Consider the following 3,039-nt stretch of genomic DNA (forward strand, 5'->3'; position numbering starts at 1 on the left):
GGGTCTTTCCGTCCTGTCGCGGGTAACCTGCATCTTCACAGGTACTAAAATTTCACCGAGTCTCTCGTTGAGACAGTATCCAAATCATTACGCCTTTCGTGCGGGTCGGAACTTACCCGACAAGGAATTTCGCTACCTTAGGACCGTTATAGTTACGGCCGCCGTTTACTGGGGCTTCAATTCAGAGCTTCGACTAATGTCTAACCCCTCCTCTTAACCTTCCAGCACCGGGCAGGCGTCACCCCCTATACATCACCTTGCGGTTTAGCAGAGAGCTGTGTTTTTGATAAACAGTTGCTTGGATCTTTTCACTGCGGCTGTATTTCTACAGCACCCCTTCTCCCGAAGTTACGGGGTCATTTTGCCGAGTTCCTTAACGAGAGTTCTCTCGATCACCTGAGGCTACTCGCCTCGACTACCTGTGTCGGTTTGCGGTACGGGTAGTATTGAATTAAACGCTAGAAGATTTTCTTGGCAGTGTGACATCAAGGGCTTCGCAACCGTAGTTGCTTCCCCATCACAGCTCAATGTTAAAGGAAAATGCATTTGACACATTCCACACCTCACTGCTTAGACCAGAATCCATTAACTGGCTCCCTTTAGCCTACTGCGTCCCTCCATCACTAACAATACTAGTACAGGAATATCAACCTGTTGTCCATCGACTACGCCTTTCGGCCTCGCCTTAGGTCCCGACTAACCCAGGGCGGACGAGCCTTCCCCTGGAAACCTTAGTCTTACGGTGGATAAGATTCTCACTTATCTTGCGCTACTCATACCGGCATTCTCACTTGTAATCGCTCCAGCACCCCTCACGGTATACCTTCATCGCTGATTACAACGCTCTCCTACCATTTAATTAATATTAAATCCACAGCTTCGGTAATATGTTTAGCCCCGGTACATTTTCGGCGCAGGGTCACTCGACTAGTGAGCTATTACGCACTCTTTGAATGATAGCTGCTTCTGAGCTAACATCCTAGTTGTCTGTGCAACCCCACATCCTTTTCCACTTAACATATATTTTGGGACCTTAGCTGGTGGTCTGGGCTGTTTCCCTTTCGACTACGGATCTTAGCACTCGCAGTCTGACTGCCGCACATGTGTATTAGCATTCGGAGTTTATCTGAAATTGGTAACCCGAGATGGGCCCCTCATCCAAACAGTGCTCTACCTCCAATACACTTAAATTGCGACGCTAGCCCTAAAGCTATTTCGGAGAGAACCAGCTATCTCCCAGTTCGTTTGGAATTTCTCCGCTATCCACAAGTCATCCAAACACTTTTCAACGTGTCCTGGTTCGGTCCTCCAGTGCGTCTTACCGCACCTTCAACCTGCTCATGGATAGGTCACTAGGTTTCGGGTCTACATCATGATACTAAAGCGCCCTATTCAGACTCGCTTTCGCTACGGCTCCGCCTCTTCAGCTTAACCTCGCATCATAACGTAACTCGCCGGTTCATTCTACAAAAGGCACGCTCTCACCCATTGACGGGCTCGAACTTCTTGTAGGCACACGGTTTCAGGTGCTATTTCACTCCCCTCCCGGGGTTCTTTTCACCTTTCCCTCACGGTACTGGTTCACTATCGGTCATTAAGGAGTATTTAGGCTTGGGAGATGGTCCTCCCGGATTCAAACTGGATTTCGCGTGTCCAGCCCTACTCAGGATACTGCTAGGTATAAAGTCTATTTCAAATACGAGGCTATTACTCTCTTTGGCTTACCTTCCCAGGTAATTCTTCTATAGACTTTAAGTCCACGTTGCAGTCCTACAACCCCAAGAAGCAAGCTTCTTGGTTTGGCCTGTTTCCCGTTCGCTCGCCGCTACTTAGGAAATCGTTTTTACTTTCTCTTCCTGCAGGTACTTAGATGTTTCAGTTCTCTGCGTTACCTTCGCGTAAGCTATGTATTCACTTACGGATACTATGCATAACATAGTGGGTTTCCCCATTCGGAGACCTAGGGATCAATGCGTACTTACTGCTCCCCCTAGAATATCGTCGTTAGTCACGTCCTTCTTCGGCTCTTAATGCCAAGGCATCCACCGTGCGCCCTTATTAACTTTGCCATTAAAACAAGTATAAGTTTTTTCGAACTCTTTAAAAGAATTCGCAGCTTTACAGAAATGTTTAAAACATTTCTCGGTTTATTTATCGTTATAAGATATTGTTATTTAGTTTTCAATGATCAATTCCTATTTTAACGTCTTCGTTGACCAGATACTTCCGTATCTTATGGAGCCTAGCGGGATCGAACCGCTGACCTCCTGCGTGCAAAGCAGGCGCTCTCCCAGCTGAGCTAAGGCCCCTTCTCTCAACGCAATCTTCTCTATCTTGCATCAAAAGACTGCTTGTTGGTCTTTATAGACCCCTCAAAACTGAATAAAGTAGAACAACATCTTTTTTTATATTCCTTAGAAAGGAGGTGATCCAGCCGCACCTTCCGATACGGCTACCTTGTTACGACTTCACCCCAGTCATCGGTCTTACCTTAGGAAGCGCCCTCCTTGCGGTTAGGCAACCTACTTTGGGTACTCCCAACTTCCGTGGTGTGACGGGCGGTGTGTACAAGGCCCGGGAACGTATTCACCGCGGCGTGCTGATCCGCGATTACTAGCGATTCCGACTTCATGCAGGCGAGTTGCAGCCTGCAATCCGAACTGAGAATGGTTTTAAGAGATTAGCGCACCCTCGCGGGTTGGCGACTCGTTGTACCATCCATTGTAGCACGTGTGTAGCCCAGGTCATAAGGGGCATGATGATTTGACGTCATCCCCACCTTCCTCCGGTTTATCACCGGCAGTCTCACTAGAGTGCCCAACTTAATGATGGCAACTAGTAATAAGGGTTGCGCTCGTTGCGGGACTTAACCCAACATCTCACGACACGAGCTGACGACAACCATGCACCACCTGTATCCCGTGTCCCGAAGGAACTCCTTATCTCTAAGGATAGCACGAGTATGTCAAGACCTGGTAAGGTTCTTCGCGTTGCTTCGAATTAAACCACATGCTCCACCGCTTGTGCGGGCCCCCGTCA

General features: G+C 48.2%; 1 tRNA gene and 2 rRNA genes. All 3 read right to left on the bottom strand.

The features are described 5' to 3' along the window. A 23S ribosomal RNA gene (locus D1643_RS10430) occupies positions 1–2,069 on the bottom strand; the annotation flags it as partial. Positions 2,070–2,236: 167 nt separating this feature from the next. Continuing rightward, positions 2,237–2,309 (bottom strand) — tRNA-Ala (locus tag D1643_RS10435). A 109-nt stretch (positions 2,310–2,418) separates the two neighbouring features. Further along, positions 2,419–3,039: ribosomal RNA gene (locus tag D1643_RS10440) — 16S ribosomal RNA — on the bottom strand; the annotation flags it as partial.

The sequence above is a fragment of the Enterorhabdus sp. P55 genome, from assembly GCF_009911695.1.
Classification (GTDB): domain Bacteria; phylum Actinomycetota; class Coriobacteriia; order Coriobacteriales; family Eggerthellaceae; genus Enterorhabdus.